This window comes from Desulfurobacterium thermolithotrophum DSM 11699 (assembly GCF_000191045.1).
In the GTDB taxonomy this organism is placed as follows: domain Bacteria; phylum Aquificota; class Aquificia; order Desulfurobacteriales; family Desulfurobacteriaceae; genus Desulfurobacterium; species Desulfurobacterium thermolithotrophum.
Genome location: NC_015185.1, coordinates 1333513 through 1350179, shown reverse-complemented (window position 1 = coordinate 1350179; position 16667 = coordinate 1333513). Strand labels below are relative to the sequence as shown.

Here is a 16667-nt window from a genome sequence, read left to right as displayed (position 1 = left end):
CCTAATCAACCATTCAACCATTCAACCATTCAACTAATCAACTATTTAACCTTTTAACCATTTTCCCATTCGACCATTTAACTATTTTCCCAATTAACCATTCAACTTACACACTCGTTGCCCACTTTATGAGTATATCTGCAACTTCAGTACGAGAAAACTCTTTCGGTGGTCTTTTCCCTTCTCTAAGCATTGCCCTTACTTTTGTTCCACTTAGATGGATATGGTCTTCTTTAGGATGAGGACATGTTTTTGAAGTTGCCATGTTTTCACACTTAGTACAGTAGAAAGCGTGTTCAAACTTCAATGGTTTAATGCCAAGTTCATCTATAAACTGTTCTACAAACTCTTGAGCTTCATAAGTTCCATAGTAGTTACCAACTCCAGCGTGGTCTCTACCAATTATCATATGGGTACAACCGTAGTTTTTCCTCATAAGCATATGGTGAACAGCTTCTCTCGGTCCTGCATAATGCATTGGCGCAGGTAGAACACTTAAATGAATTCTGTTTTTGTTAAAGTAATTTTCAATTAATACTTCGTAACACTGCATTCTCACAGGTGCAGGAATATCGTCATTTTTTGTTTCTCCAACAAGAGGATGAATAAGAGCCCCATCCATAGTTTCAAGAGCACATTTGATTATGTATTCGTGAGCTCTGTGAATAGGGTTTCTTGTCTGAAAAGCAACTACATTTTTCCAGCCCTTTTCTTCTATTATCTTCCTGACATCAGCAGGATCCTGATAATACTTTTCATCAATACCCTCTCTAACAGGCCTGTTTAGAAGTCTGATTAACTCTCCACCAATAAAGTAATTCCCTGCACTTTTTACGAAAGCAACGCCTGGATGGTTTTCGTCAGTTGTTTTAAAAACATTGTGGCAGTAAAAATCAAGGCTGAGAGTGTACTTATCTTCTACAACAACAATAGCAATTGGTCTATTGTATTTATCGTAAATGGCAACTTCATCACCAATTTTTAAAGAGTTCCAAATATTTTCTTCAATAGGTAAAAGTATAGGAATAGACCAGAGAAGCCCATTCGGAAGATGTACGTCTTTAATTACAGATTCTGCTTCATCTTTTGTCATAAAACCATTTAAAGGAGAATAACCTCCTATAGCTATCATTTCACAATGCCCAACGTATCTATCACCTGCAACAATCTTGGGAAGGTGTTTGGCTTTTTCAAGGAGCTCTTTCTTTTCTTCTTCTGTAGCAAGTCTGTTTACAAGTTTTCCACCGTGAGGAGTAATCATTTATGTAACCTCCAGTTTAGTTTAATAGTCAAATAGTGTAATAGTTAAATTCAGCTCAACCATTTCTCTATTCAACCACTCAACTATTCAACAATTTCCTACTCTGTAAGTAGTCTATAATTTTCTCCACACACTCATTTACACCCATTTTATCTGTTTCAACAACTACTTCTGGATTAAGAGGTTCTTCATAAGGATCATCAATGCCTGTAAAGTTTTTAATAATTCCAGCTCTTGCCTTCTTATAAAGTCCTTTTGGATCTCTTTTTTCACAAACTTCAAGAGGACACTTAACATAAACTTCTATAAAATCACCTTCAGCAACAAGATTTCTTACAAAATCTCTATCCCTTCTGTAAGGGGAAATAAAAGCTGTTAAAACAACTATACCGGCATCAACAAACAATTTTGCTACTTCTCCAATTCTTCTAATGTTTTCTCTTCTATCTTCCTCAGTAAAGCCTAAATCTTTATTAAGTCCCATTCTGATATTGTCTCCATCAAGAACGTAGGTATGAACTCCCATCTCAAAAAGCTTTTCTTCTACTTTGTGAGAAAGAGTAGATTTACCAGAACCAGAAAGTCCTGTAAACCAAAGAATAAAAGACTTATGTCCTTTCATTCCTTCTCTATCTTTCCTTGTAACTCTTCCTTCATGTGGAACTATAAACTTCTGCATAAAAATACCTCCATTTTATGACAGAACTACTTTTAATATGAGGAATTTCCTTCAAGGTTCAAAGACAATAATCTTTTCAAGAAGTGTTAGTTTAAACCATTTTAGCATTAGCACTTCATCTTCTTTTTATTTTTTTGTTTTTTTTTAAACAAATTAGATTTTATTTTTATTTTATTTATCAAATATATGGTCGGGGCGACCCGACTTGAACGGGCGACCTCTGGCCCCCCATGCCAGCGCGCTACCAGGCTACGCCACGCCCCGACTGAAAAAGAAATATAAGAAATAGGAACTTAAATTCAAGCTCTATTCAATTGTCATTATTGCTTCGTCTGGATTAACGTTGTCTCCAGGCTTAACGTAAATAGCTTTAACTACTCCACTTATTGGAGCATGAAGTTCGTTTTGCATCTTCATGGCTTCAACTATAGCAACAACATCACCTTCATTTACAGAATCACCTTCTTTAACTTTTATTTCAACAACTTTTGCAGGCATAGGAGATGTTACGTCTCCCTCTTTTGTTGCTCTTGGACGTTTAGAGGAACTTGCAAGTTCACCTTTAATTTCTACCTCTTCACCAGTTGGAACAACTTCAACAAGAGGTTCGACAACAACCTCTTCAAGTCTTCCATCTATCTTAATAAAGTAAGGCTTTTTACCTTCTTTTTTATGTCCTACTCCAGCAACTTTGACGTGATAACTTTCTCCATGAACGTTGATAATGAATTCTGTAGGTGCAAGAGGTTGTGGACATTTCCTCTCTTCTTCTAATTCGTCAGCAAGATCTTCTTCTGAAACAGGTGGAATTTCTCCTTTTTCAACCTTTTCTCTCCACTCAAAGAACTCTTTTGCAACTTGTGGGAAAAGGCAGTATGAAAGAACGTCTTCTTCACTCCTTGCAAGATCTTTTATTTCCTCTCTGCACCTATCAAGTTCTGGCTGGAGTAAATCGGCTGGTCGGCATGTAATTGGCTCTTCATTTCCAAGGACCTTTTTGATAATTTCCTCTTTAATTGGTGCTGGAGGCTTTCCGTAAAGACCTTTTACATAATTTTTAGTTTCCTGCGTAATCATTTTGTATCTTTCACCTGCAAGAACATTAAGAACAGCTTGAGTTCCAACTATTTGGCTTGTCGGAGTAACAAGTGGAGGATATCCTAAATCTTCTCTTACTCTTGGAACTTCTTCAAGAACTGCTTCCAGTTTATCAAGAGCTCCCTGTTCCTTTAACTGACTGATTAAGTTAGATATCATTCCACCCGGTATCTGATGCTCAAGAACAGCAGCATCTATACCTTTAAAGTCAATATCGTACTTTTTGTACTTCTTTCTTACTTCCTTAAAGTGATTAGCCATTTTTCTAAGAGCACTGCTATCAAGACCTACATCAAATCCAAATTCAGCAAAAGTGTAAGCCATTGTCTCTGTAGCTGGATGAGATGTATCTGAAGCCATTGGTGAAATAGCTACGTCAAATATATCAGCTCCAGCTTCTGCTGCTTTTAGTTGTGCCATCTCAGCAAGACCACTTGTACAGTGAGTATGAACGTGAACAGGAAGACCCACTTCTTTTTTAAGAGCTTTGACAAGGGAATAAGCTTTTTCTGGAGAAAGAAGACCTGCCATATCTTTTATGGCAATTATGTCTGCTCCCATTTCCTTAAACTGAAGAGCAAGCTCGATGTAGAGGTCTTCAGTATGGACAGGACTAATTGTGTAAGAAATAGCTCCTTCTACAATCTTTCCCATTTCCTTGGCAGTTTCAACAGCAACTTCAACGTTTCTAAGGTCGTTTAGTGCATCAAATATTCTGAAAACATCTATACCATTTTCTGCAGCTTTTCTAACAAAAGCTCTTACAACGTCATCTGGATAATGCCTGTAACCAACAAGATTCTGACCTCTTAATAACATTTGGAGTCTTGAATTTGGCATAAGCTTTCTAAGCGTTTTTAACCTTTCCCACGGGTCTTCTCTCAAAAATCTAAGGCAGGTATCAAAAGTAGCTCCCCCCCACATTTCAACAGACCAAAAACCTGCCTTATCAATTACAGGAGCTATATCAATCATATCCCTTGTTTTCATACGAGTAGCAAATAGAGACTGATGGGCATCTCTTAAAGTCACATCTGTAAACTGAATCTTTTTAGCCATTTGAGTCTCCTCCACGTTTATTCTTTAACTCATAACTACAACCCATGATGAGCAGCAATTGCAGCAGATAATGCAAGAGCAAGCACCTCTGGATCTGGCTCTTCTATAAACGTAAATTCTTTTATCTTTCTATCTATAAATGAAGTATCAAACTGTCCATTAACAAATTCTGGATCGTTTAGAATCTTTTTAAAGAAAGGAATCGTAGTTGGAACCCCTCTAATGACAAACTCGTTTAGAGCTCTCCTTGAACGTCTTATCGCTTCATCCCAGTTCCTACCCCATACAATTAGCTTTCCGACCATGGAGTCGTAATAAGGTGGTATCTTGTATCCTTTATAAACAACTCCATCCATTCTTACCCCAATTCCACCGGGAGAATAATAAGCAGTAATAGTTCCAGGAACTGGAATGAAGTCTTTTGTAGGATCTTCAGCGTTTATCCTAAACTGCATTGCAAAACCATGTATTTGAACACTTTTCTGAGAAAAGGAAAGTCCCATTCCAGCAGCAATTCTTATCTGTTCCTGAACTATGTCTATACCGGTAATTTCCTCTGTAATAGTATGCTCAACTTGAAGTCTTGGGTTTACTTCCATAAAGTAAAAGTTTCCATACTTATCCATTAAAAATTCCCAAGTACCAACCCCATAATAGCCAATTGCCTTTGCTGCTTCTACACAAATTTTCCCTAATCTTTCCCTCTGTCTTCTTGTTAGGACTGGAGAAGGAGCAATCTCAAGAACTTTCTGATGCCTTCTTTGAAGTGAACAATCCCTTTCTCCAAGATGAACAACATTTCCATGTTTATCTGCAACAATCTGAATTTCTATGTGACGAGGATTTTCTATGTACTTTTCTATGAAGATTTCACCTTTTCCAAATGCAGCTTCTGCCTCGCTTAAAGCAATCTTAAATTGAACTTCAAGCTCCTTTTCATTTCTTACTACTCTAAGACCTCTTCCGCCACCACCATGGGCAGCTTTAATCATTACAGGATAGCCTATTTTTCTTGCTATCTCTTTAGCCTCTCCAAGGTCTGCTACCGGTTCTTCGCTTCCTTCTGCAACGGGAACACCGAGCTCTTTCATAAGTTTTTTGGCTTCAATCTTGTTACCAAACATTTTAAGGTGCTTTACATCCGGTCCAATAAACTCAATGCCATGACGCCTTGCGTACTCTGCAAAGTCTGCTCTTTCAGAAAGGAAACCATAACCAGGGTGGATAGCCTCTGCTCCAGCTCTTTTAGCAATATCAACAATCTTGTAGTAATTAAGATACGCTTTTATTGGATCACCATGAATTAGATAAGCTTCATCTGCTTTTTTAACGTGAAGGGAGTTTACGTCTGCTTCTGAGTAAATAGCAACCGTTTTTATGCCTAACTCTTTACATGCTCTTATAACCCTTGTAGCAACCTCACTTCTGTTTGCTATCAAAACTTTCTTAAACATCAAAGCAGTCCTCCAATAAGCCTTAGAATCACATTTGTAATAACTCCTGCTACAGCATCGTCAACAGTAATTCCTAAACCGCCAGGAAGTTTTTCAAAGAATCCAATTGGTGGAGGTTTCATTATATCAATAACTCTAAAGAGTATTAAACCTAAGAAAACTGTCTTAATGTCAGCAGAAAGTCCCAAAAGAGCTATTTCCATTCCAAGAATCTCATCTATTACAACACAGTCAGGATCTTTGTTCCCAAGCTCTTTTGCTACATAATCAGCAGATATTACACTTAAAATAAAGGTTATAAAAATAATTAGTAATTGAAACTTTAAATTCGTAGGCCATAGGAAATAGAGCAAAATAGCTGCTAAAATAGAACCCCAAGTTCCTGGCATTTTAGGAAGTTTACCGCTATAAAAACCTGTAGCTATGAATTCCATTAATCGGTTCAATTTGTATACCTCAAAAGATTTTGAAAAGTTATTATATCAGCCTTTTGTTATAAAAAATTTTTAGGAGTAAAAAGATGACTTTGTTTGAATCCTATTTTGAGAAAAAAGAGTTTGACTGGAAACCTGGACTTGAAAGAATTAAGAAAGCAGTTGAGGAGATAAACTTAAAAAAGTTTCCATCAATCATTGTTGCTGGGACAAACGGCAAAGGTTCTACCTCTCACATGATAGCTAAAATTCTTAAAGAACATGGTTATAAAACAGGACTTTTTACATCTCCTCACCTTTTTAGATTTAATGAAAGATTTAAAGTAGATTTAAAAGAAATTGACGACGAAGTTATAAATGATTGTTTTAAGGAAATCTTCCAAGTAGTAAAAAAGTACTCACTAACTTACTTTGAAGCTGCTTTTTTACTGTCCTTATCTATTTTCTACCACTTTAAAGTTGACTTTGCCGTATTTGAAGTAGGTTTAGGAGGAAGATTAGACGCTACAAATGCTGTTAATCATGACATAGCTGTTATAACACACATAGACTACGACCATAGAGATTATCTTGGAAATACGATTGAAGAAATTGCAAAAGAAAAGATTGCTGTTATAAAAAATAACATTCCAGCAGTAGTTTCTGAAAATAAACGTATTGTTAAGGAATTGGTTCTTTCAAAAACAAATAAAGCTTTTATCTTTGGAAAAGATTTTGATGTAGCAGATATAACAGTTTCCATTGAAGGTACAACTTTTAAGTATGGTGGAAATACTTATTTAACAAGCTTAATAGGGAAACACCAAGCTATAAATGCTGTAACCGCACTAAAAGTTTGCGAAACTATACTTGGAGAAAAATTTAAACCAGAACTTTTAAATAAAGGTTTAAAAATTTCTCTTCCTGGAAGATTTCAATTAATAAGGAAAAATCCTACTGTTATTTTTGATGTTGCTCACAACGTAGATGCTTTTAAAAATTTGTTTAAAACAGCTAAAGAAATTGGAATAAAAGCTGATGTTATCTTTTCAGGATTAAAAGACAAAGATATTAAGAACAATCTAAAAGTTATTAAGGATTACTTAAACTATTCAAAAGGAACACTTTTTGTAACCGAAATTAATAATCCAAGAGGAATGAAATTTGAAAAACTACTTGAACTTACAAGAAAAGTAGGAATAGAAAAAACAGAAAGAGTTGATAGAATTGACATTAACTACATAAAAAACGAAACTATCATCACAGGCTCTTTTTACATTGTGGAGAAATTAGATGGAATTAATAGAATTTAAGTGGAAAAGGGAAGTTCCAGAAGATTTCATTGTAAAAGAAACTGCTGAATATCCATTTTCTGATAGCGGAAATTACTATCTTTATCTACTTATCAAAAGAAACCTTAGTACAAGAGATTTAGCAGAAAAATTGCAATTTAGCTATGCCGGAATGAAGGACAAACTGGCGTTAACATTTCAGTACGTATCCTTTGATAAATTCATTGGAAACTATAAAAAAGAAAAGATAGACAGTAAAAGCTGGTACATTCTAAAGTTTGTTGGAAGGATAAAGAAAAAAATAAAGATAGGACAGCTAAAAGGGAATCGCTTTTTTATTAACCTACGCGATCTTAAAACAGAAGAAAGAAATTGGTTTATTAACTACTACGATATTCAGAGAATAAATAATAACTGGAAAAAAGGAAGGAATTTAATAAAAAAACTTTTTAAAAGTCCAAAAAGAAAACTCAAATGGAGAGAGAATTTCTTTATAGATTCTTATCTTTCTTATTTATGGAATAAAAGCTTGGAGCTCTACTTAAAAGAAAGAGTAAGCGGACATTTCATAAAAGAAAAAAATGAAACCTTCTTTATCCCAGAACTTGAGGATTTCCAAGCTCTTCCAAAATTTTGGACTATTTTAGGTTATAAGAAAAAGCTCTTAGAAAGTGAAATTTACTATGAAAAGATTTTAAAAGAGGAAGGTTTTGAACTAAAAGAATTTTTGGAACTTTTACGAAAACTAAGAATAAAAGGCGATTACAGAATGACTTACGTTTTAGTAAGGGATTTTAAAAAAGTTGGGAATTACGTTTTTTTCTATCTACCCAAGGGTTCTTATGCTACTATGTATTTAAAACATTTGCAAATGGAAACTTCTTAGGAGTAAGCTCTTATGGAAAAAGTAGACAAACTCTATAAATACCTTTCTCCTTGTACTCTCTGCCCAAGAAACTGCAAAAGTTTAAGAGATAAAGGAGAAGTTGGTTTTTGCAAGGTAACAGATAAACCAATGGTATCTTCGTTTGGACCTCACTTTGGAGAAGAACCCGTTCTTGTTGGATTTGGCGGTTCGGGGACAATCTTTTTTACAGGATGTAACTTAGAATGTGTTTTCTGCCAAAACTATCAGATTTCTCATCTAATGGAAGGTGAGTACATCACAGTTTCTGAACTTTCAGACATTATGATTTATCTAGAGGAAAAAGGTTGTCACAACATAAACCTTGTTTCTCCAACTCATCAGATACCTCAAGTCTTTTCAGCTGTTGAAGAAGCTAAAAGAAAAGGATTAAAAATACCTATTGTTTATAACTGTGGGGGGTATGAAAACATAAAAGTTTTAAGAGAGCTCCAAGGACTTGTTGATATATACATGCCAGATGTAAAAACATTTAACCATGAATTTAGCAAAAAGTACTTAAAAGCTCCTGACTACCCAGAAATTGTAAAAGAAACGCTTCTTGAGATGAAAAGACAGGTAGGACATCTTAAAGTTAATGAGTACGGTTTAGCAGAAAAAGGACTCATGATTAGACATCTTGTAATGCCAGGCTGGATAGAAGACAGTAAGGAAATCTTAAGATGGATTGCTGAAAACCTTGGTAAAGAAACTTATGTTAACGTCATGGAACAATACTTCCCATTTTACAAAGCCTGTGATTATCCTGAAATATGTAGAAAGACAACAGAAGAAGAGTTTAACAAAGTCTATAGCTATGCTAAGAAACTTGGACTGAGGCTTGCTGTATGAAGCTTAAGATACAGAAAGAAGTTATCCTTGCTCCTTTGGCTGGATATACCCATTCTGCATTCAGAAGGCTTTGTAAAAGACTTGGAGCACATAGAACTTATTCAGAACTTATGAATGCAACTGGAATAATATACAAAGGAGAAGAAAAAGAACTTGCTTACTTTACTGATGAAGAAAGGCCAATACATCTTCAAGTTTACGGAAGAAATCCAGAAGAAATAGCAGAAGCTGCAAGGAAAATAGCAGAAAAGTATAAACCTGAAGCAATAGATATAAATTTTGGATGCTCTGTTAAAAAGGTTCTCAAGGCAAAGGCTGCAGGATATTTACTTCAGTTTCCAAAAGAAATGGGCAAGATAGTTGCAGCTACAGCTAAAGCCTTAAAGCCTTTAAATGTTCCAGTAACTGCAAAAATACGTCTTGGTTTTTACGAAGATACGTTGGAAGAAATTGCCGAAGAACTCTTAAAAGCTAACGTTTCCGCTATTGCTCTCCATCCAAGAACGGCAAAACAGGGATTTTCAGGTAACGCTAATTGGGAAAGGGTGAAAGATTTAAAAAAGATTGCTGGCGATACTCCGATTATAGGAAGTGGAGATATAAGAAGCTGGAAAGAGATTGACCAAAAGTTTGAAGAAACAGGATGTGATGGAGTTATGATTGGAAGAGCAGCTTTAGCAAATCCTTGGATTTTTAAAGAATTCAAAGAAAAAAAGGATATTGAAGTCAGATTGAAGGAAAGAATCGAGTTTATTCTTAGAGAGCTCCAGCTAATGTGGGAGTTTTTTGAAAAAGAAAGAGCGTGCAAAGTAATAAAATCTCAAATAAGTCAAATTTTTAAAGGAATCAGAGGAAAAGCAAAACTTAACGATATGATAATGAGAAGTAAAACCTGTGAAGAATTACTGAAAAACCTGAAAAATATTTAACAAAGAAAATCGGGAATTTGACTTATAGTTGAAATATTAGAAGCTACTTCAAAGCCATTCTTCTTAGCTTCTTTCTCTCTTAATTCCTCTAGTTTTACTTTTCTAACTTCTCCAGTAAGACCAATTTCTCCAAAGAGAACAAAATTTTCCTTTACGGGCCTTTCAAGATAACTGGAAATAATGGCAGCAGCTATTGGAAGATCAACTGCAGGCTCACTAATCTTAACCCCACCAACAACATTTACAAAAATATCAAAATTTCTAAGAGGATATCCAAGCTCTTTCTCAATTACTGCAACAATAATCGAAAGTCTGTTTGCATCTATTCCCTTGGCTCTCCTTTGAGGAGTGGAAAAAACAGCTCTCGTTACAAGAGCTTGAACTTCAAGAAGCAAAGGTCTGCTTCCTTCTATTCCTGCAAATATTACTGATCCCGGTTTTCCAATAGGTCTTTCAGAGAGAAAAAACTCAGAAGGATTCAAAATTTCTCTTAATCCTTTTTCGGTCATTTCAAAAACAGCCAGTTCTCCAGTTGAACCAAACCTGTTCTTGAGACTTTTAAAAACTCTAAAGTTATATCCTTTGTCTCCCTCAAACTGAAAAACAGCATCAACTATATGCTCTAAAACTTTTGGTCCTGCAATCGTCCCCTCTTTTGTCACATGTCCAACAATAAAGGAGGTAATCTTTTCTGACTTTGAAAGATTTGTTATGAAAGCTGCTGACTCTCTTACTTGCGAAACAGAACCGGCAGCAGACTCTATGTGAGGAAGAAACAAAGTCTGAATAGAATCAAAAACTACAAAAACAGGTTTTATCTTTTCAATTTGTTTTGAAATTTCCTCAAGGTTATTCTCAGCAAGTACATAGATATTGGAACTTTTAACTTCTAATCTCTTTGCTCTAAGAGCTACCTGTTCCGGAGATTCCTCTGCAGTAACGTATAGAACTTTTCCGTAGTCTGAAAACTTATTTGCAAGTTGGAGAAGAAAGGTAGATTTTCCAATTCCTGGTTCACCTGAAAGGAGAGAAACAGAACCCTTAACAATCCCTCCTCCTAAAACTCTATCAAACTCAGAAATTCCTGATAGTATCCTTTCTGCTCTTTCTTCTCCAATTTCCTCAAGGGAAAGAGGACTAGTTGTTGAAGGTTTTATCCAACCAATTCTTACATTTTTTGCTTCTATTTCTTCAACTAAACTTCCCCAACTACCACATTCTGGACACTTTCCTGCCCATTTAGGAGTCTTATAACCACACTTTTGACAAATATAAATACTTTTCCTCTTTGTCATATTCACCTTCAAAATAGGAAACAGTTAACTTTTTTTATTTTAAAATACAATTTTTGCAACGTTGTAAACTCCAAGTGCTACTATCCAAGCCGTAAATAGCTCTATCACTATGGAAAAAATTGGCCACTTCCACGAACCACTTTCCTGTTTTATAGCTGCAATTGTTGCTACACAAGGAATGTATAAAAGAGTAAAAACCATATAGGCAAGAGCACTTTCTGGAGTAAAGATATTAGAGAGTGAATGTATAATGTTTTCTTCACTACCGTAAAGAGCTCCAAGAGTTCCAACAACTACTTCCTTAGCAAGAGCTCCAAAAATAAGCGCAACTATAGGTTTCCAGTCATCTATACCAAGTGGCTCAAAAATTGGAACGAGAAGTTTTCCAACATGACCAATTAAGCTATTCTCACTTGCATACTCAACTCCCGCAGGAAGAGTTGCAAGAGCCCACACGAAAACGGAAACAGCAAGTATTACAGTTCCAGCTTTATAAACAAACTCCCTTACTTCTATCCACGTTTGATTAATGACTACATTCCACGACGGAAACTTATAAGATGGTAACTCTATAAAAAATTCTTCTCCATCTTGTTTAAAAAACTTTGAAAGAACAAATGCAAGTAAAAGAGAAAGAAAAATACCTAAAAAGTATAGAGAAAAAATTACTAAAGCTTGATATTCTTTGAAAAATGCTGCTGCAAAAAGCGTATAAACAGGAAGTCTAGCTCCACATGAAACCCAAGGAATAATGAGCATTGTTATAAGCCTTTCTGTTGAAGAACGCATAGCCCTTGTGGCGTAAACAGCAGGAACATTACATCCAAACCCTAGAATCATAGGAATAACCGAAGAACCACTTAAACCAAAGAGCTTCATAGAATTATCCCAAAGAGCTGCTGCCCTTGCCATATAACCAGTATCTTCAAGAATTGACATCAAAAAGTAGAGAATTCCAAGAACAGGTAAGAAAACCATTACAGCACCAACACCCGCAAGAACTCCATCATTTATAAGAGAAAGTAGAAAATGAGGAAGAAATGAAAGTTGTTTGGTAAGAAAATTTGGAAGAAACTGACCAAAAATAGAATCAATAAAATCACTTATAGGAGCACTAAGATCAAATGTAAGCTTAAAAACTAACCACATAATCAAGAAAAAAATTGGTATTCCTGAAAAAGGATTCGTTATAAACTTATCAACTTTATCACTAAAATTCTCACGAGGTATTTCTTCTGTTCTTTTTATTACTCTTCTTGCAATCTGAGAAGCAAAATTAAACCTTTCCCGAGCAATGTAAGATGGTAGATCACACTTATACTTCTTTTCAAGAGCTTCCTTTATAACTTCAATTTCTTTAAAGATTTCTTCAGCAAAAATCAAGCTCTTTTTTGCCTCCTCAATAATTTCAGGATCATTTTCAAGAAGCTTTATGACAAACCATCGCTTATTATAGGGAATATTCTCTTCCTTCATTTTCAAAAGTAAAAGAGAAATAGCATTCTCAAGGTCTTCAGAATATGTAGGAATTATTCCCTTTGGTTTTAAATCACCAGTAGCAACTCTTAAAATAGTTTCTGAAAGTTCTTCAAGACCTTTTCTTCTAATAGCAGATATAGAAACAACAGGTAATTCAAGAATATCCTCTAAAATTTTTTTGTCTATTGTGTATCCTGCATTACGTAGTTCATCAGTTTTATTAAGAACTAAAATAGGCTTAATCCCCATTTCAAGGAGCTCTATTGTAAGATAGAGATTCCTTCCAAGAAGAGTAACATCAACAATATCAAGAACCGCATCATACTTTTCTTTAAGAAGGAAATTTCTGGTAACTCTTTCCTCCAATGTATAAGATGTCAAACTATAAATTCCTGGAAGATCTATGAGCTCTATATCAACTCCACGAAAATTATACCTACCTATTTTTTTCTTAACGGTGACCCCTGGCCAGTTCCCTACCTTCTCGTTAGTACCAGCTAATGCATTCATTATCGCTGTTTTTCCAACGTTCGGGTTACCTGCAAGAGCCACCTTAATATTTCTTTTCATTCCTCCTCCACTTCTATTCTTGATGCCATTCCTTTTCCTAAAGCAAGACGAGTTCCAGCAGCTTCAATAATCATTGGACCAGGCGGAGCTTTAACAACCTTTATGGTTGCTCCTGGATAAATTCCTATTGCTGCAAGCCTATTCCTCATTCCCATTCCACCAGTAATATCTATGATTTTTACACTTTTTCCAGAAGGAATATCTACAAGTCGCATATTAACCTCCTAACTATAGTTAGATAATATTAACTTTTTAAGTAATTTTAAGTAATGTCAACTAGGAAAGGCAAAACTAAAAGTTTTATAAAATGTATTTTTAGGAATATAGTTTTTAGGCAATTATAAAAATGTTCCTTTATTTTATTAAAAATTTTTCACAAAGGAACAAAAGAATTGTGTGAAAAAATAGGAATAAAAAAGATATCAAAAAAATTCAAAAATTTTTGAAGTGCAGTGGAAAATCCACCGCACTAAAAAACGATTAGAAACGATAAAATCGACGCAATATACCTAGGAAACTTTCTTTTTCTTCTTTTTTTTCTTTAATACCTCTTTCCTGTTGTTGCTTTTCTTCAGTCTTAACCAATACAGAAACTGATTTTTTAGCCCTTGGGAAAATTAATTCTTCTTCCATAACACTAGGTGTAACAAACATAAGAGCTTTGGTTGGACAAACTTTTACACAGGCAGGATTTTCCTCACATAAATCACATTTAATAGCAACAGACCTTTTACTTACTAAGGATTCAAAAAAAGAAAAAATTCCAGACTTATAAGAATCATTATCAGAAGACATTAACTTTTCTTCAGGTCTTATTGCTCCAAAAGGACAAACCATTACACACATTTTACAGTCAATACATTTTTCTTCATAAACCTCAATATAATTTTTGCCAAATCTGAGAGCTCCAACCGGACAAACATTAGCACAAGGCGCATCATCACATTGTCTGCACTGATTGGGCATAGACCCATCATAAGTATGAACTAAAATTAATCTCGGTTTTTCAACTTTTCCTCTTTCCTTTGCAGATTGATAACAGGCTGCCATACATGTATAACAGCCTATACACTTTTCAGGATTACACATAACAAAACTGTTCATTCCTTCTGAAACAGTAAAAGCCATAATATACCTCCCTTAATGACAAGAAGGAGAAAGTTTTTGTGATTGAAACTTCTCTTTTTTCTCTCTTAAAATTCTAAGGTACTCCTCTTCAGAAATCTTGCGAATTCTTGCTGCAGCAATTTTAAATTCTGGTGTACCAGCTATTGGATCATGAGCTGGATTTGTTAACTCGTTCCCACAAGCCTCCCAGTAATGAAATGTTACAAATAGAACATCTTCTGGAATTCTTTCAGTCACCCAAACTTTACATGCAATCTTTCCTCTTTTTCCTTCTATCAATACGTAATCTCCAGTAGAAAGATCATACTTCTTTGCTGTTTTTGTCCCTATTTCCACAACAGAACCATAAATATCAGCTCCCTCTTCAAGGGGCATACACCTTCTAGTCATCGTTCCAGTGTGATAGTGGTAAACTCTCCTTCCAGTTGTAAAAAGACACGGATAGACTTTATCCGGTTTTTCATCAATTGCACCAACCATCATTGGATAATTTTCCGGAAGGCTTAATTCTTTTTTCAGTTTCTTTTCAAGATCTGGCTTCTCTTCCTTATTCTCTGTAAAGATCACAGGAATAAGCTTTGCTTTTCCATCAGGAGTTAAAAATTTTCCATTTCTATAAAGTACCGGAGTACCGGGGTGGTCTTCTGTCGGACATGGCCATGAAAGACCATTTTCTTTTTCGAGTCTTTCGTAGCTTATTCCACCAAACTTTTCTGGATCTGCTTTTCTTATCTCATTCCAAACATCTTCAGCATCCTTGTAGTCAAATCCTTTAGCTCCGAGCTTTTTTGCAATTTCACAGAATATCTGCCAATCCGGTTTAGCTTCTCTTGGAGGTTCTACGGCCTCTTTGACAAGCTGTACCCTTCTTGATGTATTTGTAAAGGTTCCATCTTTCTCTGCCCAACAAGCCGCAGGCAAAACAACATCGGCTTTTTTAGCAGTTTCTGTCAGGAAGATGTCTTGAACAACAAAGAAATCAAGGTGAGCTATTGCTTGAAGAAAATGATCCGTCCATGGATCAGACATCACTGGATTTTCTCCAAAGACGTAAAGAAACCTTATTTTTTTCTCTTCAATAGCATGAGGAACATCGGGTATCCAAATTCCAGGTTTATCAGAAAGCTCACAATTCCAAAGTTTTTCAAAATATTCTCTTACTTTTTTATCAGTTAAAGGTTTGGAACCGGGAAACCTATCTGGAAGTGCTCCTAAATCACTTGCACCTTGAACGTTGTTCTGTCCTCTAAGAGGATTTATTCCCCCGCCTTCTATACCTAAATTGCCAGTTATTGCGGCAAGGTTAGAAAGAGTCCAAACAGCTCCTGTTCCATGAGTAAATTGGGTTACACCCATTGTGTAAAGAATCGCTGATGGTTTTTCTGTTGCATAAATCCTTGCTGCCTTTTCAATGAGTTCAGCAGGAACATCAGTCATCTCAGAAACTCTTTCCAGAGTATATTCTTCTACTGATTTTTTTAGATATTCAAAACCAACTGTATGTCTTTTTACAAACTCTTTATCGTACAAATCGTTTGTAATTATGTAATTAATAATTGCATTGATAATTGGAATGTTATATCCAATAGGAAGCTGGATATGGATATGAGCTTTCTGAGCCATTTCCGTTCTCTTTGGATCGATAACTATAAGCTTTGCTCCTCTTTCTAAAGCTCTTTCAACATGCATAGCAATAATAGGATGACATTCACCAGTGTTTGAACCAATAATTAGAATACAGTTAGAATACTTACTAAACTCTGCAAGATCATTTGACATTACTCCACTACCTAGACTCTTGGCCAGACCGGCCACTGTTGGAGCATGTCAGAGACGAGCACAATGGTCTATGTTATTTGTTCCTATCGCAACTCTGAAAAACTTCTGAAAAACGTAGTTATCTTCATTCGTACATCTTGCAGAAGAAAAGCCCATAAAAGCATCAGCTCCATATTTTTCTTTTATCTCTTTTATTTTTGAAGTTATAAGTTCCAAGGCTTCTTCCCAAGAAGACTCCACCAACTCTCCATCTTTGGAGAACTTTCCATTTTTCTTCCTTATCAAAGGTTTTTTTAGTCTATCGGAAGAATGAACATATTCCCAGCCGTACAATCCTTTAAGACAAAGCTCTCTATCATTTACTGGATGATTTTTTGTTGGTTCGGCTTTTACAATTTTTCCATCCTTTACAAACAGATCAATGTTACAACCTGTTCCACAGTAAGGACACGTAGTTTGAATTTTTTTCATTTCT

Annotated in this window: 14 protein-coding genes and 1 tRNA gene; 4 read left to right on the top strand and 11 right to left on the bottom strand. The window is 35.3% G+C overall.

The features are described from left to right. Window positions 1-106 precede the first annotated feature (106 nt). From sat to DESTER_RS06905, 6 genes are all read right to left on the bottom strand, one after another. Window positions 107-1261 carry a sulfate adenylyltransferase gene (gene sat, locus DESTER_RS06930; protein ID WP_013638934.1) on the bottom strand — a complete coding sequence of 385 codons (1155 nt, stop codon included), beginning with the start codon at window positions 1259-1261 and terminating at the stop codon, window positions 107-109. Between the two features lie 79 nt (window positions 1262-1340). Then, the gene (gene cysC, locus DESTER_RS06925; RefSeq protein WP_013638933.1) at window positions 1341-1940 is read right to left on the bottom strand and encodes an adenylyl-sulfate kinase; all 600 of its coding nucleotides are present in this window, start codon (window positions 1938-1940) and stop codon (window positions 1341-1343) included. 187 nt (window positions 1941-2127) lie between these two features. Next, window positions 2128-2204 (bottom strand) — tRNA-Pro (locus tag DESTER_RS06920). A 42-nt stretch (window positions 2205-2246) separates the two neighbouring features. Further along, window positions 2247-4097, bottom strand: a complete 1851-nt coding sequence (gene oadA, locus DESTER_RS06915) for a sodium-extruding oxaloacetate decarboxylase subunit alpha (protein WP_013638932.1) — start codon at window positions 4095-4097, stop codon at window positions 2247-2249. A gap of 35 nt (window positions 4098-4132) precedes the next feature. Then, window positions 4133-5551 (bottom strand): acetyl-CoA carboxylase biotin carboxylase subunit, encoded by a 1419-nt coding sequence (accC, locus tag DESTER_RS06910; RefSeq protein ID WP_013638931.1) that lies wholly within the window; start codon window positions 5549-5551, stop codon window positions 4133-4135. After that, window positions 5551-5997, bottom strand: a complete 447-nt coding sequence (locus tag DESTER_RS06905; RefSeq protein WP_013638930.1) for a phosphatidylglycerophosphatase A family protein — start codon at window positions 5995-5997, stop codon at window positions 5551-5553. The genes accC and DESTER_RS06905 overlap by 1 nt, the downstream gene beginning before the upstream one ends. 74 nt (window positions 5998-6071) lie before the next feature. On the opposite strand from DESTER_RS06905, the gene DESTER_RS06900 reads away from it, so the two are divergent. The 4 genes from DESTER_RS06900 to DESTER_RS06885 are packed head-to-tail and all read left to right on the top strand — an operon-like array spanning window position 6072 to window position 9941. Continuing rightward, the gene (locus DESTER_RS06900) at window positions 6072-7277 is read left to right on the top strand and encodes a bifunctional folylpolyglutamate synthase/dihydrofolate synthase (RefSeq protein ID WP_013638929.1); all 1206 of its coding nucleotides are present in this window, start codon (window positions 6072-6074) and stop codon (window positions 7275-7277) included. Further along, on the top strand, window positions 7258-8142 hold the full coding sequence (truD, locus tag DESTER_RS08260; protein ID WP_013638928.1) for a tRNA pseudouridine(13) synthase TruD: 885 nt from the start codon (window positions 7258-7260) through the stop codon (window positions 8140-8142). The genes DESTER_RS06900 and truD overlap by 20 nt, the downstream gene beginning before the upstream one ends. 12 nt (window positions 8143-8154) lie before the next feature. Further along, a complete protein-coding gene (locus DESTER_RS08255) occupies window positions 8155-9012 on the top strand; it encodes a radical SAM protein (protein ID WP_013638927.1) in 858 nt (285 codons plus the stop codon). Continuing rightward, a complete protein-coding gene (locus DESTER_RS06885; RefSeq protein WP_013638926.1) occupies window positions 9009-9941 on the top strand; it encodes a tRNA dihydrouridine synthase in 933 nt (310 codons plus the stop codon). Before DESTER_RS08255 ends, DESTER_RS06885 begins: the two co-directional genes overlap by 4 nt. Here DESTER_RS06885 and radA read toward each other — a convergent pair. The 5 genes from radA to DESTER_RS06860 all read right to left on the bottom strand — a co-directional run bounded on the left by radA (window position 9938) and on the right by DESTER_RS06860 (window position 16663). Next, on the bottom strand, window positions 9938-11236 hold the full coding sequence (radA, locus tag DESTER_RS06880) for a DNA repair protein RadA (protein ID WP_013638925.1): 1299 nt from the start codon (window positions 11234-11236) through the stop codon (window positions 9938-9940). The genes DESTER_RS06885 and radA overlap by 4 nt on opposite strands. Before the next feature lie 39 nt (window positions 11237-11275). Then, window positions 11276-13285, bottom strand: coding sequence for a ferrous iron transport protein B (gene feoB, locus DESTER_RS06875; RefSeq protein ID WP_013638924.1), 2010 nt, complete (start codon window positions 13283-13285; stop codon window positions 11276-11278). Continuing rightward, complete coding sequence (locus DESTER_RS06870; protein ID WP_013638923.1) at window positions 13282-13500, bottom strand: FeoA family protein; 219 nt, start codon at window positions 13498-13500, stop codon at window positions 13282-13284. Before DESTER_RS06870 ends, feoB begins: the two co-directional genes overlap by 4 nt. A 265-nt stretch (window positions 13501-13765) precedes the next feature. Beyond that, window positions 13766-14413, bottom strand: coding sequence for a 4Fe-4S dicluster domain-containing protein (locus DESTER_RS06865; protein ID WP_013638922.1), 648 nt, complete (start codon window positions 14411-14413; stop codon window positions 13766-13768). Between the two features lie 12 nt (window positions 14414-14425). Further along, window positions 14426-16663 (bottom strand): formate dehydrogenase H subunit alpha, selenocysteine-containing, encoded by a 2238-nt coding sequence (locus DESTER_RS06860; RefSeq protein WP_013638921.1) that lies wholly within the window; start codon window positions 16661-16663, stop codon window positions 14426-14428. Window positions 16664-16667: the final 4 nt, after the last annotated feature.